Below are 25,032 nucleotides of genomic sequence, written 5' to 3'. Positions count from 1 at the left end.
GCCTTCGGCCGGGAGTCCTTCGCTTCGCTGCGGACTGTTCGTGGTTCCGCTTCGCTCCACCACGAACGGGCCTGCTCCGCAGGCCTTGGGGTCTTCCAGCGTGTAGCGGAGGAAGTGACTCTGTTTCACGGCGTGGCGATCCGTGGGGGTGTCCGCTGCGCTCCCACCCCGGTCCTCAGCCGGAGCCTCTTCGCTCCGCTCGAGGCTTCCCCGGAGTCCGCTGCGCTCCCCCGGGGGTCCCCAATCCGCTTCGGAGGATGGGGGGCTTGAGACGCCCTTGCGCTTCGCTCCAGGGGTGGGTCCGCTGTGCTCCATCCACTGTTACGACTACCGCCAGGGAGGGAGTGTTCCGTCCCCGGCGGTAGTGGGTCATTACGAGAAGACGACGGCCCGGAACCGGAGCCGCTCCCCGAACCTCTTGCCGGGGGGCATCACGTGGAAGACATCACCGTTGCAGTCGGCTTCGAGGAAAACGATCGCGGTGGCGTCGGTGAGGTTGCGCGGGGCGAGGGCGGGGAAGTTGTTGCCGACCGTCTCGGGGATGTCGATGCACACCCGGCTCTCGGGCTCGGCCAGGGCTCCGCGGAGGCTGATCCCTCCGGCCCCGACGTACGTGTAGACGAACTCACCGTTGGCGGCCTGGGCCGGGCTGGAGGCCGTCAGGGCGAGCAGCAGGGCACTGGCTGATGCGATGACGGCGTTACGGAGTCGCATGGTTGTCCTCTCCTTGAAGGAACCGGGGATTCCGGCGTCAGGATTTCCCACCCGAGTTCCTTCCTGGATGCACCACCGGCCTGGCCTGCCCCCCAGATTCACTCCTTCGGATGATGGCGATGCTGTGCGGCTCATTCGGCCTACGTAGCGGGTCCCACAGCGCTGCGCGCTGTGCCAACGAACCGCCTCGCTGCGCTCGGCGGGCTCGGCTTCGCCGAGCAAGGCCGGCCCTTCGGGCCGGGGTCCTACGCTTCGCTTCGGACCGCCGGGTTTCACTGCGCTCCACCCGGCTGGGGCCCACGGCCATGGCTCCATCATACTCATGCTTCATTCTGTACCTCGGATAGATGCAGGAATCGGGGCGTTGTGGCGATCCAGGTACAGGCGGTCGGACCGCTCCCCAAGTACGTGGCGGGTGTGAACATGACCCAGCAGTTGGGTCGCTGACTGCCCCTCACTACCCGCTGAGCTGCGTGTCTGCTGGAAGACCACTGTCACCCCGAGGTGACGCCGATCGCGCATGCGCGGAGACCGGCGCGCGCCGTCCGGTGGGTGGGGCCGTCACCGGCCCGTCCCGAGGTCCTGGCGAGGGCCGCCTGCTGCCGGTGCGCAGGCACCGCAGGCTCCACGGGGGCCGGCTGGCCGGGCGCGGCCCCGGTGGGGGTGGTGGTGGAGCGGGCGGCGGAGGCGGAGGCGCGGGGGCCTTCAGGAATTGGGGCGCCGGGCGGGGTGGTCAGGGCGCGCAGGACCTGGCCGACCATGCGGCCCGCAAGTTCTCCGTGCGGGCCCTGCTCCCAGGCGCCGTTGTCCATCAACCCCGCCTTTAGCCGGGCGCGCAGCCCCTGCTCGCCTTCCGGGCCGCGGGCGACGTCGGCCATGCGCGCGGCGAGCAGGGGCCAGGCCCGGGTGGAGACCAGCAGGGCGGTCTCCCGTTCGGAGCCGATGTAGTCCTGCGCGAGGGACACCAGCCGGCTGTTCGCCGCCCCGCCGACGCCGAGCTGCTCAAGGACCGCGGGCCCGGTCGGACAAGTCCAGGTCGTTCGGAGCGCTCGACCCTTCGGTCAGCGGCCCCCACATCGCGCGGGCGTCCGCGCTCACCACCACCGGCTCCGGCACCGGGGGCGGAGGGGGCGGACATCAACGACCGCAGCCAACCATCCGGCCACCCCCACACAGAGCCAACGACATCTCTCGTCCGATCTGCCCAGGTCAGGACACCACAAACAGACCAACATCACTGTCGCCAGCCAGTGAAAAATGCGCGACGCCCATCAATCATGGTCCGGCCGGGCGGCGCCGGTGCGCGCGATGTCGTCGCGATCTCCCGGATCCGGGCCACGTGCTGAGACCTCGCGCAGGTCCTGTTCCCATTCCGGGGCGCGCCCGCTGCCGGCGATGGGGGCGGGTCGGCAGCGGCCGCGCCCTGTACTGACCAGGGGGCGGGCTCCTGCTCCTCGCCGACGGCGTCCTGCGCCAGCCCAAGTCCAACTCGGATGGAGCTGACCGCGTCGGTTGTCTCGGGGCAAGGAGGTTATGCGCAGATCAAGGGCGTGATCGACGGTGCAGGCGCGTAGGGCTCGTGAACGGTTCGGTCGGACCACTCGCAGCGGTTTTCCTTAGCTCGCGGCTGTCAGCGTTTGACGCGGTTGCGGATGGCGAGGACGGCCAGGCCCAGGAGGGCGGGTTCGGTCAGGCGGGAGGCCATCTCGATGTAGGTGCCGGCGGTGGTCAGGTCCTGTCCGGAAGAGCGGAAGACCACCGAGTTCAGCGTGACGTTCAGGGCTTTTTCGAAGCGCTCGCCGCTGAACCGGTTGCCAGTGGGGTTTTGGGGGTCGTCCTTGTCGATCTCGAAGGTGACCTTGCCCACGCCGGCCGGGACGGTTCCGGTCGCGGTCTGCTTCGGGGTGTCCTGAGCAAGGCCGAAAGCCATCAGCAAGACGATGGTGAGGAACATGGCCGTCCCGAGCCAGGCCAGGGCCCGGGAGGCGCGCAGGCCGTAGCCGGACAGCGCCCAGTAGGCGGTCAGCAGCCCTCGTTCACTGCGGGGTATGTCGTCGGCGTGGCGGCGCATCTCCATCTCGCCGTAATAGAAGTCCGCGGCCCCCGGCTCGTGCTTTCCGTCCTCGAACCCTTTGCGCAGCGCCCGGTACACCGGAGCCAGCTGCAACGGTCCCGTCCGCCCGGCGCCGAGGACCGCGACGTTCCAGCCCCGCACCGCCCCCGGCTGGCCAGCACGCCAGTGGTGCTCCTCGGCCAGGACACGGCGCTCGGTGAACCGCACCGGCGGCCAAGACCGCCATCTCACGCCGGGCGGCGCCGTGTCGAAGGTGCAGGCGCCCTCCAGACGGAGTTGGTCCAGGTGGACCGTGCCAGCGAACAGGCATCCCGACAGGTCGAGGTCGGCCAAGACCAGATGGGCCGCATCAACCCCACGCAGCGACGACACCCGCACCCCGGGGCCGGGCGTGCCGACCAAGAGATCCTCGGCGAGCGGTTGGCCGTTGGCGAGCAGAAACGGGTCCGGCTCGGCGGCGATCGTGAGAGGGTACTCGAACACCGCATGCGCGAAGTCCACCGTGGCATGGCGCAGCCGGATCTCCGCTGTCGATGACCAGCGAGTGCGACGGCACTCCAGACGGCGCGCAGCGAACAAGAGGATGGCGGGGCCGGCGAACACCGCACCGGACAGCCGGACCCGCCCGGCACAGGTCAACGGCCCGAGCCGAACAGCACCCACGAAGGTCGCAAGCTCGAAGAAGGCGTCGCGCTCGAAGGCCGCAGACTTAAACAAGGCGTCGCGCTCGAAGGTTGCGGACCTGAATCCGGCGTAGCGCTCGAAGGTCGCCGAATCGAACCAGGCGTATGCCTTGAAGGTCGCCGAATCGAACCAGACTTCGCCTTTGAAGGTCGCCAACCCGAACCGGGCGTGTTCCTTGAAGGTCGCCGACTCGAACACGGTGTAGCCCTTGAAGGTCGCCGACTCGAATCCGGCGTAGCGCTCGAAGGCCGCTGACCTGAATCCGGCGTATGCCTCGAAGGTCGCCGACACGAACTTGGCGTCGTCCTCGAAGGTTGCCGAATCGAACACGGCGTAGCGCTCGAAGGTCGCCGAATCGAACGCGGCGTGGACCTCGAAGGTTGCTGCCTCGAACTGGGCGTGGCCTTCGAAGGTCGCCGACACGAACCCGGCGTCGCCTTTGAAAGTCGCCGAATCGAACCCGGTGTAGCCGTTGAAGGTCGCCGACCCGAACCCGGCGTCGCGCTCGAAGGTCGCCGATCTAAACCAGACGTCGCCCTCGAAGGTCGTCGACACGAACCCGGCGTATCCCTTGAAGGTCGCCGAATCGAACCGAGCGTCGCCCTCGAAGGTCACCGCCGACCCGAACCCGGCGTATCCCTCGAAGGTCACTGACCCGAACCCGGCGTACCCCTCGAAGGTCGCCGAATCGAATCCGGCGTCGCCTTTGAAGGTCGCCGACCCGAACCGGGCGTCGCCTAAGCGGGCGTTACTGGTTGTGGGGTCGCGGAGGGCGTCCAGCAGCGCATTGAGGAGGGCATCGTTGAACGTGGTGCCCCGGTGGTCGATCCTGGCGCCGGGAGCCAGGCCGGCCAGGTAGGCATCGCGATCGGCGTCAGCCAGGTGAGCGAGGCACGTGGTGTGGCCGGGGACGTGGACGCCGCGGCAGCCGACGGGGTCGGTGGCCGGGTCTGCTTCTATGGCGCAGTACGGCCAGGACGGCGCTGCCGGGTGCAGTGTGCTCATGGTGCGGCGGCTCCCACGGTGTCGGGTGCTGTCGGGTGCCCGTGAAGACGTCCTGGGGACGGGAACGGTTCAGGCCGGCCCCGACCTCGGCATAGAGCCATCCCCGAGCGCTAGCCTGGCCGCAGGCGGGGTGTCGGCGTACTGCCCAACCTCCCCAACCGCGTACGGAGAGCGCCTACCGTGACGCCCTGATCGCCGCGGTACGAGAAGACCCGCGGCAGATCGACTGCTGGGCGCACCTGGGCATCGACGCGCTTACCCGCGCCGACACCCACCAGGAGGCGCTCGTCGAAGCGCTGGGCTACTACCAGAGCGCTGTCGCGGTGGCCGAGCTGTCGCTGCCCGCGGGACCGGCGTCCTGGCATGGAGCGAGCTGGACAACCGGCCCTTCCACAGGGCACTGCACGGACTGGGACTGACATGGTGGCGGCTGGGAGAAACAGCGAAAGCCGCGACGGTGTTCCGCAACAGCCTCTGGACCAACCCCGACGACAACCAGGGCATCCGCTTCCTCATCGGCCGGGCAGAGGCCGCCGTGCCCTGGCACCACGCGAACCTGGACTGACCCTGCCGTACCACCTGCATGGCACCGCAGCGGCATGCAGTGCGGCTTGACCAGCAGGAATCCGCGCCCCTTCCAGGGTGGGAAGGGGCAGGGCCCGTTTGTCATCACGGCTGGGAACGCCCTGAGTGTCCAAACCCACCCGCGTGGAGCCGCCAGGACACACGAACCGATAGCGTGAGCCGCTCATGACTGTGAGGGGGCGTGTGGTGAAGCCGTCGATTGCCGTGATGGTGGGGCTGGCGTGTGTAGTGTCGGGCGTGGCCATGACCGGTTGTGTGCGAGGGGCCGGCGAGGAGACACCGGCCACTCCCACGGCGACGGGCACGCCGGCGCAGCTCTCTCTGCAGGAGCTGTCGGCTCAGGGGCAGCTGGAGAGGGCGGGCGAGACGATGGACGCGCTCACGTCCGTGACCATCGCCTTCGACAGCCGCCCGGCCCAGGGTGAGCGCGTGTCCAGCCGCTTGAGGACCGATCTCAAGAGCAGGTGCGCGGCCACTTCGACGTGGGCGTCGGGTGGCAGCCTTGAGCAGATCCGCATCGGGGGTACGGACTACCTGCGCCCGGACCAGGCGTACCTGGAGCAGTTGACGGGCCGGGGCGCGGCGGGGGCCGGGAAGGTTTGGATCAAGAGTGCGGTGAGCGCGGCCAAGCCAGGGGACGGGCGTGGCAAGTGCACGTGGGAGTTCGGTTCCTACGGCGCTGCGGTGAAGGGGAAACCGGCCCGCGTCGACGGCCGCCGGGCCATCACGGTCACGGTGCCCGACGTCACGGACCCCTCCGGCTCGGTTACGTACTTCGTGGCTGCCGAGGGCAAGCCGTACATCCTGAAGGCTGTCTACCGGAGCAGGACCATGCAGACCACCACCTCCTTCAGCCACTTCGACCAGCCCCTGGACATCCAGCCCCCACCCCAGACAGAGGTTGTGGACGCGAAAGCCCTCGGATACTGACGACCGACCAGGGCCGAACCCGGCCTGAGCAACCGCGTTCGACAGACCTGGCGACGGCAAATCTGAGCGGAAGGGGCCGGCCGACGCGGACGGGGTGGGGCCGGCGGCACAGCCATCAAGGGCGCTCCCGTGAGACCAGCCCGGGCCGTGATCCTGCCCCCGTGTTCCTGCGGGTGCCCCGCCAGGTAACCTCGGGCAGGCACGGTGCCACCTCCGCCGTCACCGGCCGGGGGATCCGGACCCACCTCGGCCAACGCATCCAGGACGACGGCCACGAGACACTCACCGACGCAGGCGCCTACCTCTTCGGCAGGTGAATGCCCCCGCTGTGCCAGCGTGCTCGACATCGGGGGCGAGTACACATCCGCCAACCGGCCCGTCCTGCAGTAGGCCAGAGCGGATCGAAAACGGGCGCCCCGGGGTGCGAACCTGCTCGGTAGGCTGGCACCAGGGGTGCCCTTCCGGGCACCGTTGTGCGTCGCCGTGGAGGCCCGTCACATGAGCACGTCCGTTCCGTACGGCCAGGACCTGGCCGATGCCGAGGCCTGCGAGCTGGCCGTCCAGTCACTGCGGGAAGGCAACCCGCGGGTGGACATCGCCCTGCGAGGCCCGCTGGCCATGTGGCTGGAGGATGCCGCCGAGGGCGACGACGACGGGGCCGTGAACCCCTACGCGGCGGCCTTCGCCCACGCCCTTCTCCAAAGCCGGCCCGTCGGCCGCGGCCGGTGATCCCGCACCCGGAGCGGGCCAAGGGCGCAGCCGCCCAGCTCGGCGCACACTCTCCCGGTCTGCACGGTCCTTTCGGCCAGGCGCCGCTGCGTTCCCGGCCCGTCCTCGACCGATGGCTGCACGGGGCGCATGCGCAGCACCCTGTGCTGGCCTGGCAGGAGGACGACCTCGTGCGCGGCCTGGACGCCTTCGAGGAGCTCCTGAGCGGCCTCGAAGCTCACGATGCGCAGCGGTGGAAGCCCAAGCAGGCGGACTTCGCCGCGCGTAAGAGGCTGGGGGATGTGCTCAACGACCGTGCCGAGTACGTGCTCGCCCGGGCGCTGGACGCCGGCCGGATCGACTACCGGCTCGGCAACACAAAAATTCGCAATCCGGACTTCATCCTCTCCTCCGAAGGCGTTGAGCTGGGCATCGAGGTCACGGGCATCCAGCCGGCCGGTGTCACCGACGTGTGCGAACAGATCGAACGCGATGTCCTCGCCGGCCATGCGAGGTTGGGTGTCTCTCTTGTCTTCAGCGGCTACCCCAGCCGCGTGCTGGCTGATACGGCAGCTGCCGTCTGTGACGCCTTGGCACCCATGGCTGCCGCCGGTGACACGACGACGGCGGTCAGCGTCCCGCTGGGTGATGCCGTGAAGAACCAAGGCGCCCTCTCCGTCACCGCGCAGCTGACGCCCGACGGCGCCATTCGGTGGGAGACGGTCGCAGGCGATGTCCAAGGCCCCCTCGCGTCGGCCGAGTACGCCGTCCTGCAGGCAGGACTCGACGAGCGGAAGGCGGCACAAGGCCGGTCACTGCCGGGCCGGGTCATCCTGGCCGTCGACGTCTCACGCTACGGAGCAGCATGGCTGCGACCGGCCCGGGTCTGGGCCCCGATGCTCGCCCAGGCGATGCGGACCCACGAGATCGCCGCCGACTACGCCTTTGCAGCCGTCGCAGTGATGCGCCAGAGCCTTGACTCGCCGGAACTGACCGACATCGGCCTCGCCATCCACCCCGCAGCCTCGGAAAGCACACGGTGCGAGATCCAAGCATTATGTACGGCCCTCGGCTGGCCATACGGCTGACAGCGCCCACGGTAGGGCGACGCGCTTCTCGGGGAGGGGCCCGCGGGGCGGCGGCCGAGCACGGCACACCGCGGCGCAGGGCCGGCCGCGGGTCGGGGTGGGTCAGGTGGTCCAGGTCCGGAGGCGGTCGGCGGCTTCGTGCACGGTCATCTTGTCGGCCTTGATGTCGCGGACGAGGTCGACAAGGGCGCCGTGCGGGGGGTCGATGGCCTGGCCGGAGGCGTGCATGTAGGCGGCGGTGACCTGGCAGGCGTACAGGCTGTTGCGGTGCGGAAGGGGCTGCAGCCGGATGAGTGTGTGCAGGAGAGCAGCGGCTCGCCAGGCGGGGTCGGGGTCGGCCGTGTCGGGGCGCGGGATGCGCGTCTTGTGGCGGGCGACTGCGGCGACGAGGGCGGAGTAGTCGGCGATGCTGACGTCTTCGGGGACGGCCTGTTCCTGGACGTCCAGGAGCCAGGGGACGTCGATGTGAAGGATCATCAGGCGGCTTCCGCTCCGCGGCCGTGGGAAGAGGTGGGAGCGGGCGGGGCTTCGTCGGGGAAGGCGTCGTCGAACTCGTCCCGGTGTGCCTGGCCCCAGGACAGTGCGTAGCGGACGAACTGCACGCGCTGCTGTTCGCGAAGTGGCAGGTCGTGGACGAACTGCTTCAGTGACTTGCCCTCGGCGGCTGCGGCGGCGCGGACGGCTTCGAGTTCCTCGTCGGTGAAGGTGATGTTCAAGGACGGCATACCCGCGATGGTACCTATCAGGTACCTGCGAGGGGGAGGGTCTGGCGAAGTCCTTCGCTGCAGGTCAGAGGCGGTCAGGGGGCGAGTCGTCAGCCGCTTGCGGTCTGAAGGTTGCCGCTTGTCGGTGCTGTGCGAATCATTCGTTCGGGTGCGCGCCGAACCGGTTACCTGTCTGCTGATTTTTGGGGTGGTTTGTCGGTGCTTGCTGCTCCACTGTGGGCGTGACAGGACACAAGGAGTTCCTCGACTGCTCGGACCCGGTCGAGGCGGACGAATTCGACTCGGTGGTCGAGTCCCTGACGGACCGGGAAGAACGTCGGCTGCTGGCTTCGGCGCCCGCGGTTCCCGATGGAGTGGACGAGTGGCGGGCTCTGGTGGCCGAGCCGGGCTTCGTCCGGCGCAGTTCGGTCCTGGCCCGTGGGGCGCCGTTGCACCGGATCGATCAGCGCCAGGCGTGGCAGCGTTTCCCTCAGGGCCTCTACGACCCCCGCACGGTCGGGCTGGCGGCGCTGGAAGCGGTGGGGAGCCGGCAGGAGATGGAGGCGGAGGCGACCACCGAGGACGTGGCGACGTTCCTGGCGACCTGGCTGCCTCCGCGGCTCCTCCACGGGATCGGGCCGAGCACTTGGCAGTGGCGAGGTTCGTCCTGCGTGAGCTGCTCAAAGACGTTCAGCACGGTGAGGAGTTCGAGGTCTCCTACAGCGACTACCGCGAGGGGCACAGCCGGGTCACCTTGTCGCTGCGGATGCCGGAGGAGGTGTCATTCCGGCATGCCCGGTCCGAAGCCATGCCTGCGAAACAGCGGCCGGGATGGCATCACCGCAATGGCCCGGGTACTTGGTACCCAGCCGCTTGGCGAGGAACGCGGGAGGCCAGCCCCGCTCCGCCAGCTCCTGCAAGGGCCAAAGAAGTACCAAACCGGCCCTGGTCGCTCCGCAGGCGGCGGTCCGCTTCCCGCAGGCCTCGCCCGCCAGCACCACGGGCGCCGCGGGGTGCGGCGAAGTCTTTGACGCACGCCACAAGGTGCCCTTGCTCTCCTCGCCCACACGCCTTCTCCACCCGCACTCTCCACCTTCTTCCCCTCCCCCTGCCCGCTCTCCTCTTCCCTCCTCACCCGACCCCCTGTGCTCCACCCCCGATCCGCTCCTCCATCCACTCCATCTCTCACCCGCTTCCCCTTCCCCTCCGCCCCCTCCCACCTATAAGTCCGGCAACTCACCAGCGGAAAACAGGCCCTGACCAGCCACGACGCGCGCGGGCGCGGAAATTCACTCCCCCAGATCTTCCCCTTGATCGTCCCCCGGATATTCCCCCTGATCTTCCGCCCGATCTTCCCCCTCATGTTTCCCTGCGGGCACCGGCCCAGCGGCGGGGTCGAACCGGGCGGCACGGGGCCCGCCCGGACTACGCCAGCGCGCTCTGCAGGACGCGCCGGGGCCGGCCGGGCAGCGTCTGGAGCAGCCGCTCGGGGCGGGTGCGTACCAGACCCTTCTGGAACTGGGGTCGTAGCGCTTCACTGTGGAGGTTGTCGAGGGTCAGGGGGTGGAGGCGGTCCGGCGCCGTCGGATGCTTGCTTCCATGGCGTGCGGGGCGGTGACGGTGCAGTCCGCGGGCACGGTTCGGATGGCCAGGGTCACGCCGCTGGTGATCTGGCAGCGGCGGCCGATGGCGACGCCGGGGCCGATGCTGATGTTGTTGCCCTGGGTGCCGTCACCGATGACTGCGCCGAAGCGGGTGGTGCCGGACCGATAAAGGCCGTTGCCCGTCCGCATGATCACTTCCCGGTCGGGTGTGCGCATGTCCGTGGTCATGTTGATCGCGGCCACGGTGACGTTCGCGGAAAGGTGGGCTCGGGCCCCGAGGATCGTGCGGTTGACGCCGATGCGGTGGCCGAGGACGGCTTCTTCGCCGATGAACGCGGCGGTGACCTCGCAGTTGAAACCGATCTGTGCGCCGGCGCACAGGACACTGCCCTTCCTCACGGTGGTGAATTCGTGGACCTTGACGCCGGGGCCGACGATCACGTCGTCGCCGATGACCGCCGTGGGGTGGATGAACGCGGAGGGGTGGATGCGCCGGTCCTCCCCCACTGTGACCAGGGCTTCGCGCTGAAGGCCTGTCCACTGGGCCAGGAACGCGGCCAGCTCGAACTTCTCCAGGCCGCCATATGCGGTGGTGGCGATGGCTCCCGTGGTGGGGGCGGTGACGTAGTCGCCGAGGATGATCTGTTCCACTGGCGTGGCCTTTCGTGCGGGGCTGGGGTTCGGCGGGGGTACGCTCGCCGTTCACCTGGCCTCTGAAGGAAGTGGTGGTGGTCGTGACCCGGCCGCGTGTGGGAGTCGCCGTGCTGACGATGGGCGACCGGATGCCCGAGCTGCTGGCCCTGCTGGCCTCGGTGGCCAAGCAGGACGAGCCGGCGGCGCGGGTCGTGGTGGTCGGCAACGGGACGGTCCTTGAAGGTCTGCCCGATGGGGTGACCGGGGTGGAGCTGGAAGAGAACCTCGGGGTGTCCGGGGGGCGGAACGTCGCCTGGCGGCGGCTGCGGGACTTCGGGGACGTCGATGTCCTGGTGGACCTGGACGACGACGGGCTGCTGATCGAGGCGGACGTCTTCCGGCGGATCGCCGACCTGTACGCGGCAGACCGGCGGCTGGGCATCGTCTCGTTCCGGATCGCCGACGAGACCGGGACCACCCAGCGCCGGCACGTGCCCCGGCTGCGGGCCGGCGATCCGATGCGCCGAGGCCTGGTGACGACGTTCCTGGGCGGCGGACACGCCCTGTCGATGCCGATGCTGGAGGAGACCGGCGGCTGGCCGGACGCCTTCTTCTTCACCCACGAGGAGACCGACCTGGCCTGGCGGGCGATCGACCGCGGCTGGGACATCCTGTACGAGCCGCAGTTGGTCCTCCAGCACCCCAAGACCTCCCCCGCCCGCCACGCCGTCTACTACCGCATGACAGCCCGCAACCGCGTCTGGCTGGCCAAACGCCACCTGCCTGCCCCACTGGTGCCGGCGTACCTCGGCGTGTGGACGGCGCTGACCGTGGCCCGTACCCGGTCCGCGGCAGGGCTGAAAGCCTGGTTCGCAGGCTTCACCGAAGGCCTGCGGACATCCGGCGGTCCTCGGCACCCCATGCGCTGGCGGACCGTCTGGCGCCTGACCCGGCTGGGCCGCCCCCCGGTCATCTAAGCCGACGCGGGCTGGCGCCTGAGCCAGTCCGGGGCGGCAGCCGGGGTGTCCCGGAGCCACTTCACGTAGCGGGCCACCCCCTCAGTGACAGTCACCTTCGGCTTCCAACCCAGAACACTCTCCATCCGCCGCGTGGCCGCGTATCCGCCGATGGGGTCGCCGGCCGGGAGGGGGGTCTCCAGCAGCGGCGTGTTCGGATAGTGGGCTTGGACCAGCTGGGCGACTTTGCGGATGCTGGTGGGTACGCCGGTGCCGATGTTGACGGTCTCGGTGTGCGCGCGGGGGCTGGTCAGGGCCCGTACGGTGCCTTCGGCGATGTCGTCCACGTGGACCATGTCCCGTACCTGTCGGCCACCGCCGTTGAGGTGGAGCGGGAGGCCGAGGTGGGCCCGCGCGGCGAACCAGGCCACGACCCAGGAGTGGGAGGCCGGTTTGACGGTCTGCGGTTCGCCGTAGACGGAGAAGTAGCGCACGATCGCGTACGAGGTGCCGACCTGGCCGAGGACGAGCGCGGTCTGCTCCTCGCCCCACGCCTTCGTGTTGCCGTACACGGACTTCGGGCGCATGCGGGTGAACTCGTGAAACTGGGGCGAGATGCGCCCGTGGACGGACTCCAAGAACTGGCGCATGGTCCGGAGTTCGGGACTGTCGCTCTCCTCGGGGTTTCCGTCGCCGTAGACGCTGGCGGACGAGACGAACACCATCCTGCGGACGCGGTCCGTCGCGGCGACTGCGTCGAGGACGTTCTGGGTGCCGGCCACATTGGTGTCGATGGCAGCCAGCGGCTCACGGGTACAGGCGGCAACGTCGGCCAGGGCCGCGGCGTGGATCACGTAGTCCGAGTCCGCGACGAGCTTGCGCACCAGCGCCGTGTCCCGGATGTCCCCCACGATCACGTCGGCATCTCCTGCGCGGACGCCGAACAGGTCGGCGTACGCGTGCTCGGGGTAGGCGCTCATGGTGCACAGGGCTACCGGCCGGGCTCCGAGGTCCCTCAGCCGGGTGGTGATGCGGGAGCCGACGAGTCCGGCGCCGCCGGTCACCAGGACAGTGGCGCCGGCCAGGGCGCCGAGGTCTGAGCGGTGGTGCACGATGCCTCCAGAATTCGGGATCGGATGGAACGTGGCGGGCGGCCGGCCTTGCAATCAGTGAAGCGGCAGTCACTGTGCGCGGGTACCGTGAGCGGTGCGGCAGCCTGTTCAATCTGTTCAAGATCGGCCCGGGGAGTGCGAGTTGACGCAGGAGCGCAGTCCGAACACCGCGCTGGCGGACGCCATCGCCGAGGCCGGCTGCACGTACGAGGTGCTGGCCAGGGAAATCCGTACCGTCGCCGCCGAGGCTGGCGAGCAGCTGCACACGTCCCGTTCGGCCGTCCACTCGTGGGTCTTCGGCGGCACTCCGAGTGGTCAGACCCGCGCGTACATCGCCGAGGCCCTCACCAGAAGGATGAAGCGGAAGGTCACGCTCGCCGAGATCGGTCTAGGCTGCGAAGGCATCGGAGAGGCCCTGGGGGCCGACCCGCTGGCCAGCGCCACCGACCTCGGGAGATTCGTGATGCTCCGTCGCAGGGACTTCCTCAACGCTGCCTTCGCGACATCCGCGGTCGCTCTGCCACTGGCCTACAACCACGAAGCCGTCGCCGCCACTCTCAGGGCCGGCCGGCGCGGCGGCAGTGTCGGCGTCGAAGAGGTCGCCACCGTGGCGCAGTTGACCGAGATGTTCCGTGGCGCGGACAACCGGCTGGGTGGCGGCCACGGGCTGACGACGGTGACCGCCTACCTCACGGACACGGTCGTGCCCATGCTGGGGGCGAGGTTTCCGTCCGAGCAGGTACGCCGGAGTGCCTTCGGGACGGCGGCCACGCTGGCCTGCCTGGTGGGGTGGAAGCATCACGACCTGGGCCGCGAGGGCGCCGCGCAGCGCTACTACCTGCTGGGCTTCCAGCTGGCCTGCGAGTCCGACCCCGCCGGGCACAGCGCATGGATGATGCGGGCCCTGACCCACCAGGCACTCGACCTGGGCCGTCCCGCCTCGTGCATCGGCCTGGCGGAGGAAGCACTGCGGCGGGCGGCAGGCAAGGTCGACCGGCAGACCGAGGCACTGCTGCTGGTGACCTGCGCCAGGGCATACGGGGCCGGCGGGGATGGCGGGAAAGCGGCGGCCTCGCTGCTGTCGGCCGAAGACGCCATGCTGGCCGCGGACGACATGGTGCCGACGTACGCCGCGGCCTCAGGGCCCGTCTCGGCCACCGTCGCCTCGCACACCGGCAAGACCCTCACCGAGATGAAGGACCACCGGGCAGCCGAGAAGCACTACCGCGCAGCGCTCCGGGGCCGCGCACCCGGCGCCTATCAGCGCGTGCACGCGCTCACCCTGGTCAACCTCGGCAAATCCGTCGCCGCACAACACCGGCACGAGGAGGCCATGGCCTTGTGGAGCCGCTCTCTCGATTTCATGGACGGCGTGACCTCCAGCCGGAACCGGAAGGAGATCGCCTCGATCCAGGGCACGACGGCCGGCTACCGAAGGCGCAAGATCCCCGGGGCCGATGCCCTGCACCAGCGAGCCACCGACCTCCTGCGGGCCGGAGCATGAGCAGAAATGCAGCGGACCTGCCTGCGGTCGGCGTCGTCATCCTTACCATGGGAGACCGGGGCAAGGAGCTCCAGGCCCTTCTCGCATCGCTGGCTGCCCAGGAAGGAGCACCTGCGACGGTCGTCGTGCTCGGCCAGGGCGTCGGCCTGCCGGACGTCCCCGACGGTGTGGCGACAGTCGAGCTCCCGGAGAACCTCGGCATCCCCGGAGGCAGGAACGCCGGGGTGCAGTGGCTGCGCGAACACGGCGGCGTCGATATCGTCCTGGTCCTCGACGACGACGGCCTGCTGCCCCACACCGACACCCTGGCCCGACTGACGGAGGCCTTCGCTGCGGATCCCCGGCTCGGGATCGTGGGCTTCCGCATCGCCGACCAGGAAGGGCACTCCCAGCGCAGGCACGTCCCCCGCCTCGGTGGCGCCGACCCCCTCGTATCCGGGCCGGTCACCACCTTCCTCGGCGGCGCCCACGCCATCCGCATGCGTGTCATCGACGAAGTCGGCGCGTTCCCCGCACAATTCTTCTACGCCCACGAGGAAACCGACTTCGCCTGGCGGGCCCTCGACGCCGGCTGGCACATCCACTACCGCGCCGACCTGCTGCTCCAACACCCACGAACCCCGGCATCGCGCCACGCCGTCTACTACCGCAACACCGGACGCAACCGCGTCTGGCTGGCCAAACGGAACCTGCCCGCCGTCCTGGTGCCGGTGTACCTGGCCACATGGGCCGCCTACACCCTGGTACAACGCCCTCCGCTGGCCGGACTGAAGTCATGGTGGGCCGGATTCTTCGAGGGCGTACGAACCCCCTGCCCACCACGCCACCCCATCAGCTGGCGAACCGCATGGCACATGACCCGACTCGGACGGCCACCCATCATCTGACACGCCAGAGCCCCCCAGCTCCCACCCCGTCGCGCAACACCGCAGCACAGCATTCGAAAAACGCGGCGTCGAGCGCGCCCTGCGGGCCGTGTGGCAGCCCTGGCTCGCCATGGACGTCCCCCTCGTCGTCACGAACTGGGCCGCCGCCGAGCTCGCCAAGTCCGCAGCGAACACCTTCCTCGCCACCAAGATCTCCTACATCAACGCCATGGCCGCGCTCTGCGAGAAGACCGGCGCCGACATCACCGCGCCGGCCGCCTCCCTCGCCCACGACCCGCGGATCGGTTCCGCGATGCTCGCCCCCGGCGCCGGTTTCGGCGGCTCCTGCATCCCCAAGGACATCCGCGCCCTCTACTGGACAGCCGAACAGCTCGGCGTGCCCGAAGGCACACTGTTCCGGGGTCGACGCGATCAACAGCCGCCGCCGGCGGCGCACCGTCGAACTCGCCCGCCAGCAGGCCGGCGGCCACCTCACCGGAAGCCGGATCAGCGTGTGGGGATGGCGTTCAAGCCCGGCACCGACGACCTGCGCGACTCCCCCGCCCCGGGCATCGCCCTCGACCTCGCCGCCGAAGGCACCCACGTCGTCGTCCACGACCCCATGGCCCTGCCCAACGTCACCACCCACCACCCCCAGCTCGCGACCGCCGAGACCCCGCTCCGCGCGGCAGCCGGAGCACAGGACCTGCTCCACCTCACCGAACGGCCGCAGTACCGCAGCATCAACCCCGCCGACATCGCCGCCGTCATGGACACCCCCCGCATCATCGACGCCCGGACCGTCCTCGGCCGCGACGCGTGGGAAGCAGCCGCGTTCCAGCACCTCGCCCTCGGCACCCAACCCACCACCCCCTGACACGCCCCTGCACTGTGGCCCGGAAGGCGACCGCCTCCCGGGCCACACCCACAACCCCACCAACCCCAGCCTGCGAACCGGTGAGGTCCTCAAAGACCCGGTGAGTTCCGGCAGCCACCCAGTGAGGTCAGACGAGAACACCCGTGAGGCCCGCAAAAACTCACCGGCGAGGGGCGGGAGGAGGTCACCGGTGAGGTCCCAAGAACTCACCGGTGAGGTCCGGCCAAGGTCACTGGTGAGGTCGCGAAACTCACCGGTGAGGTCCGGTGAGTCCACCGGTGAGGTGCGGGAGGACCTCACCAAGACTGTAGTGAGGTTCCGACCCTGCAAGGCGCTGACCTGCAGTGGAGAGGTTCCCCCGCCTGCCGGTGAACTCACCGGTGAGTCAGCGGAAATTCCGTTCTCCTTCCGTGACCCCCGCGGGGTGGTCGTGGTGAGGAAAGCGGTGAGGTCGCCGCCGTTTCGTAGGGGTGCAGCACGACAGCACCCCAACGGAAGGCGTCCTCGATGACAGCAAACGCTTCACCCACCCCCCGCCGCCGCACCGCAGCCCGACAGCCGCACGGCAAGCCGACCCCGGGCCTGCGCACGGCGCGGCCCGAGACCGTCCCCGCCCGCCGACCGGTCCCGGCCGGGCGCCGGTTCGTACGCGTCCCAGTCTGGGCCGCGCTCGCCGCCGGCCCCCTCGCCCTGGCCGTCGCGATCGGCATGCCGCGCGCCACCATCGTGCAGGCTGCGCCTCACGGCCGGGCCGAGGCTGTCGTGCAGCAGCCGACGGATCCGGCCGGGGTCGCGGAACTGTTCGTCGACCTGTGGCTGCGCGCCGACGACGCCCGTCCCGACAGCCCCGCCTCGGCAGCGGTCCGTGCCCTGGCAGGGGATGTGGATCTTCCCCGGTGGCCCCGGGCGGAGAAGGGCGTGCCGGTCGGCAGCGGGGTGCGGGTGATGGCGGTGCGGACGTCGTTCACCGCGGGCGGCTGGACGGTGGTCGTCGCCGCGATCAGCGACCAGGCCGGCGCCGACAGCGGCGTGCTGGAAGGTGCGGCGGTGCGGTACTTCGCAGTCTCCGGCATCGGCGGCCAAGGCGGCGGCCCGGTCCGGGTGACCGGGGCGCCCGGTGAAGTCGCCGCCCCCGACACCACCCCCCACGGCGAGGCAGGCGAGGGGTTCACGTATCCGGCCGCCTCCGGCGGGCCGCTGGCAGTCTCGGTGGGCGAGTTCCTGTGCCTACCTCGCCGGTACCGAGGTTTGACGGCCCTCGGCCTGGCCGACACGCCACCCGTCCCCGACCTCGATGCCTCCGTGCGAGTGACCGCAACAAGGGGCGCCATACAGCCGGGGGCCGGTAGGGTGCTGCACCTGCTCGACGGAGGTACGACGATGAACCCCGAAGACGAACCGCTCGACCGGTGGGCCGCACGCCGTGAAGGACGCCTGCGCAAGCCGGGCGAGCTCAAGGCAGTCACCCTCGGTGCCGGTCCCCAGCGGGCGGCTCACCTCGCCCCCGACGCTCCGCGCCTGATCCTGGAGTGGGACGGGTTCCAGTGGACTGCTGTGACCGTGGCCGATGACTACGCCGCCGCCTGCCGCATCCTCAACCCCGCACCCCAGCCCCAGCCACAGGCACAGGCACAGGGACGGGAACAGGGACAGCCGGCTCCGAAGAAGCAAGGCGGCAAACACCGCAAGCCGAACGGATGAACCTTCCGAAAAGCGGCCGCACCCGGCCTCAGGAGTCTGTCTGCCGCGACTCCTCGCTGCTCACATCGCGATGCAAACACGGGCGGGACACTCAGTTGTCCAACCCGGGCGTTAGCCTCTGCAGATGATTCCTGCACCACCCCCTGCCAAGGTCATCACACGTCACCGAGCTGGGCAGATCCGTGCTTATCTGACACAGCCCGGCGTTTTCGGGGCGCTGGAGCCGGCGGCGGTCTTCCAGCCGCGGGCCGGAGACGAGGTTGTGGAGTCGGTGGTACGGCCGGATCTGGAGCGGGTGGTGTACACGACCTTGAACCAGGTCGTGTGCCTCACGCGCGCCGGTGACCTGGTGTGGGCATCGGACTTCGAGCCGCGTTCCGACGTACGCCATGGCCACCGGCCCGGGTGCGCGCTGTCGCTGGACGGCCGGACTGTCTGGGTCTACCGACCGGACGCGATGGCGGGGCGCGGCGGCCGGGACCTGTGGGTCGTGCACGATGCCGACAGCGGGCGCGTCCTGGCCTGCCACGAGCTGGAGACGGTCGGGCACGGCGGCGGCCACCACGTGCATCCCGTGGACGGCAGCGTCTACCTCGACATCGGTGAGGGCCAGGACGGCGCTGTCGTTCTCCGAGGGGCAGTACCGGCTGGCGGTGGGCCGGCGTTCGTGGCCTTCCCGTGGTCGGACCGGTGTCTGATCGACCTGGCGCCCGGCGGGCAGCAGTTCATGACCGTCGACCACGGGCAGCAGGACGTCTCCTTCCACCAGCACCCCAGTGGGGACAGGCTGTTCACTCTCTCCGTCGAGGCCTTCGGATACGACCCGGAGGAGACGTTTATGGAATGGTGCGGTGGCTATCTGACCCCGGATACGGCTGTCGTCACGGTGGGCGGCGAGAGCGAGGACGAGGAGGAGTGGTTCCGCCACCACCTGGTGGACGTGAGCTCGGGGACGGACCGCGGCGAGATTGCCCTCGAGACGACCAACCCGTACGCATGGAAGCCATTGGGTGACGGCTCCTGGCTCACCGACGGACCGGACGGCCACCCCGTCCGGTGGTCGCACCCCTTGCACCCGGGGGGCTGAAGGGCGCCACCTTGCCTCCCCCTTTTTCTCTCGGACAAGGGCCGCTCGGCCAGGCTTCGCTCATAGGAGGAGTGGATTCTCCGGGCCGGGGCACGGCACCCCGGACGTCGGGGCGGCGGGGCGGCGGGCTGCCCGCCGCGGCGACCACGACCAGGACCTCCGCTGTGGACTCTCTGGCCTCCAAGCGAACGTCGACGTCCGGGAACGCCGCGTCCTCCAGCGAACTGGCCCTCCACCGGCTTGGCATGCCCTGCCGCAACGTTCCCGGACGCAGGCCTGACCTGGGAAGTCAGGCCGCTCCGGCCAGGCCCGAATCGGCATATCGCCATCAGTGCCGAGGGGGGTCCGTCAACGCGCTGGTGAGTTGTGTCGGGGTGGCTGCCGACTGCTCACCGATACGCCGGTGAGGTTCGCGGCCTACTGTGCGGGCTGCGGCGGGGGGCGTGCTCCGGGGCGGTGACTCACCAGCACGTCACCGGATGGGTGGTTCTCGTTCCGTGACCTCCGGAGGGTGGCGGTGGTGAGGAAATCGGTGAGGTGGGCGCCGTTGGGTGGTCGAGTTCGATCGTCTTTACGGAAGGAAGGACGTGGCGTGGCGCCTCCTCTTCACACGACGCTTCGCCGGGCAGGTGGAGTTGTCGACCTCGGCCCCAGAATGCCAGCCCTCGCGGTAGGGGCACGCGGTCTGCGGGCGGCAGGGGCCTCGCACGCCCCCACCGGCACCAGCCCCTCCATCGAGAGACGTCACGGTCGTTGGGTACGCGGCGGGTGCTGGTGGGTGGCGGGCGGGGCGGTCACTGCTCCGCGCGGGTCCGGCACGCCCCCTGGGGCGGGGCGGGAACGCGTCGAGCGGGGGTTCGGGGGCCGCCCCCGAGACCGTCACCCCCGTGCCGGCGCCGTGCTCAGTGCGGACCTCAGCCGACGCCCTGCCGCGTCTGTCCGTTGGCGGCCTTCCCAAGGTCGCAGGACGGGCTCGACACGCGTACCCGGTCCGCCCCGCTCAAGCCAACGGGGGCGGGTGCGCCTCTTAACAGATAGCGGCGCGCCTGTGACCTGGACGGATGCCTGGATTGTATGCAGCCGGCGTGCATACAGCCCCTGTTGAAGGTCCGGCTTGTATGCACGTAGCTGCATACACGGCAGAGGGCAACGCAGTCGAGGACAACTCCCGCAAAAAATATCTTGCTTGGTATATTTTTCATGCATGGTCTGAGGATCAAGGAGCAGTACTGTGGCCCACCCCGCCCGGCAGACGCCCGCCCCCGTATCCCCGCAGGCGCGCCTGGCCCCCGCACCCCCGGAGCCTGCCGCACATGATCCGCAGGCCACCAACCAGCAGCTGGTCAAAGCGCTGGAGCGGATCGGCCGCAACGGGGGCTTCATCAGCGCCGACCCTCCGCCCCGGCGCTACGGCCTGCACGGAGGCACCCACGTCAACGTCTCGCAGGTCCTGGTGGAGAACTTATGGCGCTTCCACCTCCCGCCCACGGCCCGGGACATCCTCGACCTGATGGCAGCCACTCACGACGAACACGGTCTCGTCACCGTCAGCCAGAAGGAACTCGGCGCGCACTTCGGCTGCTCCCAGGCCAAGATCAGCAGGTCTCTTGCCGTACTGGCCCGGCACCACTTCGTCTGGAAAGCTGCGCGGCGCGGCTGCTACCAGCTCAACCCCCGTTACGCGTACCGGTTCGGAAGCCGCAAACACCACATGCTGCTCGAACTGCTGGGCGCCGAGGTCCTCCAGGCACGTGCGATCGTCATCCCTCTGCCGGAGAATGGGCCCCGATGAACACCGTCGCCGCCTTCCACAACCCCGAAATCTGGGAACAGCTCCCCAACGCGAAGCTGACCCGTTCCGCCCGGGACGTCTTCGACATCCTCACCTCCCGGCAGCAGCCCGCAGGCCTCGTCCGCATCCGGCAGAGAGAGCTCGCCGAACGACTGGGCATGAGCCAGGCCGCGATCTCCAGAGCCGTCGGGCAGCTCAAAGACCTCGGGATCATCCACCCCCGCACCAAACAGGGCCAAGTCCTCATCCACCCCCTGCTGGCCGGCTACGAATCCCTCGCCCACATGATCAACCACATCGAAGACCCCGCCACCCACATCTGGCCCCTCAACTTCCCCACCGGCAACATCCGCCCACCACGCCGCAACGACCCCCGCACCGGAACCCACTTCGACCCCCACCCCGACCAACAAGACCCACCCCCCACCACCACACGCCCCACACTCCACCTCGCCCCCTGACACACCACGCGCGGACCGCACCACACGCGTGCCAGCGGGTGCGCCGGCAACCGCCGCGCCGCACCCTGGAACAGCCCGAGCGCAGTGGCAGCCTGGCCCGCGTCGAGGCTGACGCGGGCAGCATGGCCACCCCGTGGCCGACCGGCCGGCCACAACCTCCAAAGCGCGTACCGCGCAGACCGCAGCGACCGAGGAACCTCGTGGTCAGCTTGCCGAACTCATCCTCGAGCCGTTTCACGAGGACGACGACCGGACCCAGCAGTTCAACGGCCCCGGGCCCCTGAAGCGGCCCGAGGCGCACCGCCTCTGCCAGTCCGCGGTTCATCAGCAGCGCGTGGGCGTTGTCAGCGAGGCCCAGCCCGGTGGCGAGGCCGACACCGAGGGCGATGATGCTCATGACAGCACCGTCAAGTTCACAGCCGGCGATGTCGGTGTCCGTGTAGGGGTGGAAGTACGGGGTGAAGCAGGTCTCCTGGAGCGCTGCTGCGGTGCCAGCGTCGTGGCAGGCCGTGACGGACGCGGCCCGCTGCTGCTCGGCAATCTCGCGCGCGAGACGGGGCCGAATACCACCGCGACTGTCAATCCCCTGTAATCGTGGAGTCCTCCGTTATGCGGCCTGGGCCTCCTGATGGGCCTCGGCTCGTGTCTTGCTGATGAACCGTTCGAACTCGACGGGTGGCAGGCCGCCGGCCGAGCTGTGCCGGCGTCGGGTGTTATGGAAGTCGGTGATCCAGGTAGCGATCTTGATCCGGGCCTCGGTCCGGGTGGCGAAGCGGTGCCGGTGGATGTACTTCACCTTGATCGTGGAGTGGAAGCTCTCGGCTGCGGCATTGTCCAGGGCCGAGCCCACGCGTCCCATGGACTGGACCACGCCGAGTCGGTCGCACAACTGGTTGCAGGCGGCGCTGGTGTATTCGCTGCCGCGGTCGCTGTGGAAGATCACGCCGTCTACCTGGCCGCCTCGGGCGGCCGCGGCCATCGTGAGGGAGGCGCTGACCAGGCCGGTGTCGTGGTGGGCGCCCATCGCGTAGCCGAGCAGGCGGCGGGAGAACAGGTCGATCACAGTGGCCAGGTAGAGCTTGCCCTCGCCGGTGTCAATCTCGGTCATGTCCCCGACCCACAACACATCGGGTGAGACTGCGTCGAAGCGGCGGAGTACCAGGTCACGGGCCACCTTCCGCCTGCCCTGCCGGGTCAGTGACCGGCGCCGACGCCGGGGCTTGCGGCCCTGGAGGCCGAGCTCGGCCATGATCTTGGCGACGGTGTTCTCGGAGACCTGCCAGCCCTCCGCCCACAGATCCAGGGTGATTCTCGGCGAGCCGTAGGTGTTGCCGGAGGCCGCGAAGAAATGACGGATCCGCTCGGCCAGCTCAGCCCGTCTGACCTCGCGCTTCGTCGGCTCGGCCGGTCGGCGGCGCCACTTGTAGAACCACGACCCGGACACCCCGAGGGCCCGGCAGGAGATCGTGTGCGGGACACCGTGTTCGGTCCTCTGGTCGGCGATGAAGGCCGCAACCGTCACTTCATCGCCCCCTTCACCCACAGGACCACCGTTCGCTTGAGGACATCGCGCTCCATCCCGAGCTCGGCGATCTCCTTGCGCTGCCGGGCATTCTCCTCCCGCAGCCGGCGCAGCTCGTCGCGCTCGGACTCGCTCAACCCCCCGGCCGCCTCCGCGTCCGCCCTCGCCCGGGCCCGCTGGACCCAGTTCTGCAGCGTGCTCGCCTGCACACCCAGGTCCCGCGCGACCTCCGCGGCAGACTTCCCGGTCTCCGTCACGATCCGTGCCGCCCCCGCGCGGAACTCCGCGTCGTACGAGCGCGAGCGCCTCTTCCCCGCCATGACCCTCAACTTCCCCTCTGGTCACGACTCCGCGCTACCAGGGGAAGGTCACGACCGCCCTCGCGGAACGTGGCGACTCCGATGATCACTTAGCTCGGTTGGCGTCACCCTGAGCGTCGCAGTTCGTGCGTACCTGCGTCTCGAACTCGTGAACCCCGGCGGATGGCTGTCGTGCAGCATCGTCCGGAGCCAGAGACGGGAAGGGGGCGGGCGGATACATGCCGACCAGCCGTCCGGTCAGGGTGCGGCCAGGCCGGCCTGGAGCCCCAGTCTCACAGACGGGGGCTCCAGCCTCAGCCATCGGGTGTGTCAGAGGATGCGGTTGTAGGCACCCCAGCCGGTGCCGATCTTGGTGCGGGCGGCGAAGGGCTTCGAGGCGCTGCCCGTGCCCTGGTGCAGCCACAGTGCTCCGGAGGTGTCGCGTGCGATGGCGTCGGGCTTGCCGTCGTGGGTGAGGTCGCCGGTGAGGGAGAGCTGGTTGTAGGCGCCCCAGCCGTTGCCGACCTTGGTGCGGGCGGTGAACGGGGCGGCCGGCTTGCCGGTGCCCTTGTACAGCCAGAGCGCTCCGGCGGCGTCGCGGGCGAGGAGATCGGGCTTGCTGTCTCCGGTCAGGTCGGATCCACCGGCCAGGCTGGTGTACGTGTTCCAGCCGGTGCCGATCCTGGTGCGGGTGGCGAAGGGGGCGCCCGGCTTGGCGGTGGCGCGGTACAGCCAGAGCGTGCCGTTCTTGTCGCGGGCGAGGAGGTCGGACTTCCCGTCGCCGGTGAGGTCGCCGGCTCCGGTGAGTGCGGTGTAGACGCCCCAGCCGTTGCCGATCTTGGTGCGAGGGGTGAACGGGCCGTTCTCGTAGGTCTGGCGGGTGTACTTCCACAGCGTCCCGGCGGCGTCCCGGGCGACGACGTCGCCGCGGCCGGGCGTCGGTGTGCCGCCCTCGTAGGCGAGGTTCTCGGCGACCGGCTCCAGCTTGGCGACCGTGTTGTAGCCCTGCCAGCCGGTGCCGACCTGGGAGGGGCGGAGGAAGGGGGTGGCGCCCCTGCCGGTCCCGATGTACTGGTAGAGCTTGCCGCTGCCGTTGGTGGCCAGGAGTTGGTGGCGGTCGTGGCGGGGGCCGGTGCCCACGGGGAAGGCGGAGTGGGTGTCTATCCAGCCGTCGAACGGACCCGGCACCGGGTGGGTGTAGATGTTGTACGAGCTGTGGGCGTCTATCTTCCAGGTGGGCAGCCCGGCCGGAACGGTCAGCGTGTACTCGATCGTGTGCTCGCCCCGCGCCGCGTCGCAGTCCAGGTTGCGCGAGCCGTCCGCGATCCGGGTCGCCACGACTTCGCAGGTCAGGCCTGTGCTGGTCTTGACGTCGCCGATGCGGATGTCCGCCCGGCCCCAGTGGGGCTGGCCCGGCGACGGCAGGAAGTACGTGTGCAGCTCGCCGGCATCCTTGGCGTGCAGACGCAGCGTGTGACGGACCGTGCGGCCGGCCGGTACCGGAGGGAGGGTGCGGTCGACGGTGTTCAGCGCCGCATGCGCCTGCGTCTTGACCGTCAGCCTCCCCACCCCGTGGGTGGCATCCGCAGGGCGCGCTCCGGCAGACTGAGCCGCCTTGATACCGGCAGCGAGGTCGCCGCCCGGGGGCACGTTGGCGTACCCGGCGTACACGGTGGTCATGTCGGGTACGTTTCCGCGTACCTTGAAGTCGAAGAACATGAACGGCGCCGAGGGGCTGTACTCACAGGTGTAGACAGCCGTGAGACCCGGTACCGCCTTGCAGTTGCCCAGCGCGAATTCTTCGACGAGGGCAGCAGGGTCGCCCACGGGTGAGGCGCCGTCCAGGACACGGGTGGACAGCGCGAAGACCATCGTTCCGCGGACCAGGTCGCCCTGGACCACGTCGGGGTACGGATACCAGTACCCTCCGGGAGGCGCGACCTCGTCGCGCGCCACGACCTCCAACGGCTCGTCGGCGGAAACCGCGCCCGCGGCAGGGACAGCACTCGCCGCTCCCACGACCAGCGCGACAACGGCCGCGGCCGACAAGCGGCGCAGTGAATTCAACAAGAGAGACCCCCTCCAAGACGGCCCCCGGACGGAAGTCCTGCCGGGGGCCGTCAGTG

The 25,032-nt window shown here is 69.8% G+C and carries 23 protein-coding genes and 1 pseudogene; 12 read left to right on the top strand and 12 right to left on the bottom strand.

Features of this window, described 5'->3' with window-relative positions; translation table 11 throughout:
• Nucleotides 1–372: 372 nt before the first annotated feature.
• The 3 genes from ACZ407_RS14200 to ACZ407_RS14190 all read right to left on the bottom strand — a co-directional run bounded on the left by ACZ407_RS14200 (nt 373) and on the right by ACZ407_RS14190 (nt 4,477).
• On the bottom strand, nt 373–714 hold the full coding sequence (locus ACZ407_RS14200) for a hypothetical protein (RefSeq protein WP_468128327.1): 342 nt from the start codon (nt 712–714) through the stop codon (nt 373–375).
• 494 nt (nt 715–1,208) lie between these two features.
• Nucleotides 1,209–1,679: a hypothetical protein gene (locus ACZ407_RS14195; RefSeq protein ID WP_468128326.1), complete on the bottom strand. Its 471-nt coding sequence runs from the start codon at nt 1,677–1,679 to the stop codon at nt 1,209–1,211.
• A 665-nt stretch (nt 1,680–2,344) separates the two neighbouring features.
• Nucleotides 2,345–4,477, bottom strand: a complete 2,133-nt coding sequence (locus ACZ407_RS14190; protein ID WP_468128325.1) for a pentapeptide repeat-containing protein — start codon at nt 4,475–4,477, stop codon at nt 2,345–2,347.
• Between the two features lie 750 nt (nt 4,478–5,227).
• Here ACZ407_RS14190 and ACZ407_RS14185 point away from each other — a divergent pair.
• The 4 genes from ACZ407_RS14185 to ACZ407_RS14170 all read left to right on the top strand — a co-directional run bounded on the left by ACZ407_RS14185 (nt 5,228) and on the right by ACZ407_RS14170 (nt 7,788).
• On the top strand, nt 5,228–5,992 hold the full coding sequence (locus tag ACZ407_RS14185) for a hypothetical protein (protein ID WP_468128324.1): 765 nt from the start codon (nt 5,228–5,230) through the stop codon (nt 5,990–5,992).
• Between the two features lie 161 nt (nt 5,993–6,153).
• The gene (locus tag ACZ407_RS14180; RefSeq protein WP_468128323.1) at nt 6,154–6,309 is read left to right on the top strand and encodes a hypothetical protein; all 156 of its coding nucleotides are present in this window, start codon (nt 6,154–6,156) and stop codon (nt 6,307–6,309) included.
• 181 nt (nt 6,310–6,490) lie between these two features.
• Entirely contained in the window at nt 6,491–6,721 is a 231-nt protein-coding gene (locus ACZ407_RS14175; protein ID WP_468128322.1) for a hypothetical protein, read from the top strand.
• The gene (locus ACZ407_RS14170; protein WP_468128321.1) at nt 6,718–7,788 is read left to right on the top strand and encodes a hypothetical protein; all 1,071 of its coding nucleotides are present in this window, start codon (nt 6,718–6,720) and stop codon (nt 7,786–7,788) included. Before ACZ407_RS14175 ends, ACZ407_RS14170 begins: the two co-directional genes overlap by 4 nt.
• 102 nt (nt 7,789–7,890) lie before the next feature.
• On the opposite strand, the gene ACZ407_RS14165 is transcribed toward ACZ407_RS14170, so the two are convergent.
• The 4 genes from ACZ407_RS14165 to ACZ407_RS14150 form a co-directional block, all read right to left on the bottom strand.
• Entirely contained in the window at nt 7,891–8,265 is a 375-nt protein-coding gene (locus ACZ407_RS14165; RefSeq protein WP_468128320.1) for a toxin Doc, read from the bottom strand.
• Nucleotides 8,265–8,513, bottom strand: a complete 249-nt coding sequence (locus ACZ407_RS14160; RefSeq protein WP_468128319.1) for a hypothetical protein — start codon at nt 8,511–8,513, stop codon at nt 8,265–8,267. Before ACZ407_RS14160 ends, ACZ407_RS14165 begins: the two co-directional genes overlap by 1 nt.
• A gap of 478 nt (nt 8,514–8,991) precedes the next feature.
• Nucleotides 8,992–9,234, bottom strand: a complete 243-nt coding sequence (locus tag ACZ407_RS14155) for a hypothetical protein (protein ID WP_468128318.1) — start codon at nt 9,232–9,234, stop codon at nt 8,992–8,994.
• An 814-nt stretch (nt 9,235–10,048) separates the two neighbouring features.
• Nucleotides 10,049–10,747: an LbetaH domain-containing protein gene (locus ACZ407_RS14150; RefSeq protein ID WP_468128317.1), complete on the bottom strand. Its 699-nt coding sequence runs from the start codon at nt 10,745–10,747 to the stop codon at nt 10,049–10,051.
• Nucleotides 10,748–10,830: 83 nt separating this feature from the next.
• On the opposite strand from ACZ407_RS14150, the gene ACZ407_RS14145 reads away from it, so the two are divergent.
• Nucleotides 10,831–11,706 (top strand): glycosyltransferase family 2 protein, encoded by an 876-nt coding sequence (locus ACZ407_RS14145; protein ID WP_468128316.1) that lies wholly within the window; start codon nt 10,831–10,833, stop codon nt 11,704–11,706.
• On the opposite strand, the gene ACZ407_RS14140 is transcribed toward ACZ407_RS14145, so the two are convergent.
• Nucleotides 11,703–12,797 carry an NAD-dependent epimerase/dehydratase family protein gene (locus ACZ407_RS14140; protein WP_468128315.1) on the bottom strand — a complete coding sequence of 365 codons (1,095 nt, stop codon included), beginning with the start codon at nt 12,795–12,797 and terminating at the stop codon, nt 11,703–11,705. The genes ACZ407_RS14145 and ACZ407_RS14140 overlap by 4 nt on opposite strands.
• Before the next feature lie 142 nt (nt 12,798–12,939).
• Between ACZ407_RS14140 and ACZ407_RS14135 the strand changes: the two genes are divergently transcribed.
• The 7 genes from ACZ407_RS14135 to ACZ407_RS14105 all read left to right on the top strand — a co-directional run bounded on the left by ACZ407_RS14135 (nt 12,940) and on the right by ACZ407_RS14105 (nt 21,085).
• Nucleotides 12,940–14,301, top strand: a complete 1,362-nt coding sequence (locus tag ACZ407_RS14135; RefSeq protein ID WP_468128314.1) for a tetratricopeptide repeat protein — start codon at nt 12,940–12,942, stop codon at nt 14,299–14,301.
• Nucleotides 14,298–15,188, top strand: coding sequence for a glycosyltransferase family 2 protein (locus ACZ407_RS14130; protein ID WP_468128313.1), 891 nt, complete (start codon nt 14,298–14,300; stop codon nt 15,186–15,188). The genes ACZ407_RS14135 and ACZ407_RS14130 overlap by 4 nt, the downstream gene beginning before the upstream one ends.
• Nucleotides 15,189–15,276: 88 nt before the next feature.
• Nucleotides 15,277–16,044, top strand: a complete 768-nt coding sequence (locus tag ACZ407_RS14125; RefSeq protein WP_468128312.1) for a UDP binding domain-containing protein — start codon at nt 15,277–15,279, stop codon at nt 16,042–16,044.
• A gap of 507 nt (nt 16,045–16,551) precedes the next feature.
• Complete coding sequence (locus ACZ407_RS14120; protein ID WP_468128311.1) at nt 16,552–17,745, top strand: DUF6087 family protein; 1,194 nt, start codon at nt 16,552–16,554, stop codon at nt 17,743–17,745.
• 124 nt (nt 17,746–17,869) lie between these two features.
• Nucleotides 17,870–18,832: a hypothetical protein gene (locus ACZ407_RS14115; protein WP_468128310.1), complete on the top strand. Its 963-nt coding sequence runs from the start codon at nt 17,870–17,872 to the stop codon at nt 18,830–18,832.
• A gap of 1,231 nt (nt 18,833–20,063) precedes the next feature.
• Nucleotides 20,064–20,624: a hypothetical protein gene (locus ACZ407_RS14110; protein WP_468128309.1), complete on the top strand. Its 561-nt coding sequence runs from the start codon at nt 20,064–20,066 to the stop codon at nt 20,622–20,624.
• Nucleotides 20,621–21,085, top strand: a complete 465-nt coding sequence (locus ACZ407_RS14105) for a helix-turn-helix domain-containing protein (RefSeq protein WP_468128308.1) — start codon at nt 20,621–20,623, stop codon at nt 21,083–21,085. Before ACZ407_RS14110 ends, ACZ407_RS14105 begins: the two co-directional genes overlap by 4 nt.
• A 346-nt stretch (nt 21,086–21,431) precedes the next feature.
• Here the strand turns inward: ACZ407_RS14105 and ACZ407_RS14100 are convergent.
• The 4 genes and pseudogenes from ACZ407_RS14100 to ACZ407_RS14085 form a co-directional block, all read right to left on the bottom strand.
• Nucleotides 21,432–21,482: pseudogene (locus ACZ407_RS14100) on the bottom strand (hypothetical protein); the annotation flags it as partial.
• 210 nt (nt 21,483–21,692) lie between these two features.
• Entirely contained in the window at nt 21,693–22,607 is a 915-nt protein-coding gene (locus ACZ407_RS14095) for an IS3 family transposase (protein WP_468128307.1), read from the bottom strand.
• Nucleotides 22,604–22,927: a transposase gene (locus tag ACZ407_RS14090; RefSeq protein ID WP_468128306.1), complete on the bottom strand. Its 324-nt coding sequence runs from the start codon at nt 22,925–22,927 to the stop codon at nt 22,604–22,606. Before ACZ407_RS14090 ends, ACZ407_RS14095 begins: the two co-directional genes overlap by 4 nt.
• Before the next feature lie 309 nt (nt 22,928–23,236).
• Nucleotides 23,237–24,955 carry an FG-GAP-like repeat-containing protein gene (locus tag ACZ407_RS14085; protein ID WP_468128305.1) on the bottom strand — a complete coding sequence of 573 codons (1,719 nt, stop codon included), beginning with the start codon at nt 24,953–24,955 and terminating at the stop codon, nt 23,237–23,239.
• Nucleotides 24,956–25,032: the final 77 nt, after the last annotated feature.

The sequence above is a fragment of the Streptomyces sp. NPDC030809 genome (genome assembly GCF_055572195.1).
The sequence above is the reverse complement of the archived record's forward strand: the minus strand, read 5'-3'. Positions and strand labels throughout refer to the sequence as shown.

Coding starts and splice junctions, on each gene's coding strand:
- ACZ407_RS14200 (WP_468128327.1), bottom strand. CDS start 714: ATGCGACTCCGTAACGCCGTCATCGCATCAGCCAGTGCCCTGCTGCTC.
- ACZ407_RS14190 (WP_468128325.1), bottom strand. CDS start 4,477: ATGAGCACACTGCACCCGGCAGCGCCGTCCTGGCCGTACTGCGCCATA.
- ACZ407_RS14185 (WP_468128324.1), top strand. CDS start 5,228: ATGACTGTGAGGGGGCGTGTGGTGAAGCCGTCGATTGCCGTGATGGTG.
- ACZ407_RS14175 (WP_468128322.1), top strand. CDS start 6,491: ATGAGCACGTCCGTTCCGTACGGCCAGGACCTGGCCGATGCCGAGGCC.
- ACZ407_RS14165 (WP_468128320.1), bottom strand. CDS start 8,265: ATGATCCTTCACATCGACGTCCCCTGGCTCCTGGACGTCCAGGAACAG.
- ACZ407_RS14160 (WP_468128319.1), bottom strand. CDS start 8,513: ATGCCGTCCTTGAACATCACCTTCACCGACGAGGAACTCGAAGCCGTC.
- ACZ407_RS14130 (WP_468128313.1), top strand. CDS start 14,298: ATGAGCAGAAATGCAGCGGACCTGCCTGCGGTCGGCGTCGTCATCCTT.
- ACZ407_RS14120 (WP_468128311.1), top strand. CDS start 16,552: ATGACAGCAAACGCTTCACCCACCCCCCGCCGCCGCACCGCAGCCCGA.
- ACZ407_RS14115 (WP_468128310.1), top strand. CDS start 17,870: ATGATTCCTGCACCACCCCCTGCCAAGGTCATCACACGTCACCGAGCT.
- ACZ407_RS14105 (WP_468128308.1), top strand. CDS start 20,621: ATGAACACCGTCGCCGCCTTCCACAACCCCGAAATCTGGGAACAGCTC.
- ACZ407_RS14090 (WP_468128306.1), bottom strand. CDS start 22,927: ATGGCGGGGAAGAGGCGCTCGCGCTCGTACGACGCGGAGTTCCGCGCG.